We start from the raw sequence: 1,098 nt of genomic DNA, 5'->3' as shown, positions 1-1,098 counted from the left end.
TCCCTGCCGCTGCTGGTGGAACGCGAACGGGCCCTGTACGGCTCCTGGTACGAGTTCTTCCCCCGCTCCGAAGGCACCCGAGAGCACCCCCACGGCACCTTCCGCACCGCCGCCCGCCGCCTGGACGCCATCGCCGCCATGGGCTTCGACGTCGTCTACCTCCCCCCGATCCACCCCATCGGCCACACCTTTCGCAAAGGCCGCAACAACACCCTCACCGCCGGCCCCGACGACGTCGGCGTGCCCTGGGCCATCGGCTCCCCCGAAGGCGGCCACGACGCCGTCCACCCCGACCTCGGCACCCTCGACGACTTCGACTTCTTCATCGAAAAAGCCACCGCACTGGGCCTGGAGATCGCCCTCGACTTCGCCCTGCAGTGCTCCCCCGACCACCCCTGGGTGCACAAACACCCCGAGTGGTTCCACCACCGCCCCGACGGCACCATCGCCTACGCCGAGAACCCCCCGAAGAAGTACCAGGACATCTACCCCATCGCCTTCGACACCGACATGGACGGCCTCATCGACGAGACCACCCGCGTCCTGCGGCACTGGATGGCCCACGGCGTGCGGATCTTCCGCGTCGACAACCCCCACACCAAACCCGTGGTGTTCTGGGAACGCGTCATCGGCGAGATCAACCGCACCGACCCCGACGTCATCTTCCTCGCCGAGGCGTTCACCCGCCCGGCCATGATGCGCACCCTCGCCCAGATCGGCTTCCAGCAGTCCTACACGTACTTCACCTGGCGCAACACCAAAGAGGAACTCACCGAGTACCTGACCGAACTGGCCGGTGAGACTGCGCCCTACATGCGGCCGAACCTCTTCGCCAACACCCCCGACATCCTGCACGCCCACCTCCAGCAAGGCGGCCGGCCCGCCTTCGAGACCCGCGCCGTCCTCGCCGCCACCCTCTCCCCCACCTGGGGCATCTACAGCGGCTACGAACTCTGCGAGAACACCCCCCTGCGCACCGGCTCCGAGGAATACCTCGACTCGGAGAAGTACCAGCTCAAACCCCGCGACTGGGCCACCGCCACACGCGAGGGCACCACCATCGCCCCCCTCATCACCCGCCTCAACACCATCCGGCGC

The 1,098-nt window shown here is 67.9% G+C and carries 1 pseudogene; it reads left to right on the top strand.

The features are described from left to right. Nucleotides 1–1,098: pseudogene (locus ACH45E_RS45765) on the top strand (alpha-1,4-glucan--maltose-1-phosphate maltosyltransferase); the annotation flags it as partial.

The organism is Streptomyces sp. NPDC020299, from assembly GCF_044387825.1.
Taxonomy (GTDB): domain Bacteria; phylum Actinomycetota; class Actinomycetes; order Streptomycetales; family Streptomycetaceae; genus Streptomyces.
The sequence above is the reverse complement of the archived record's forward strand: the minus strand, read 5'-3'. Positions and strand labels throughout refer to the sequence as shown.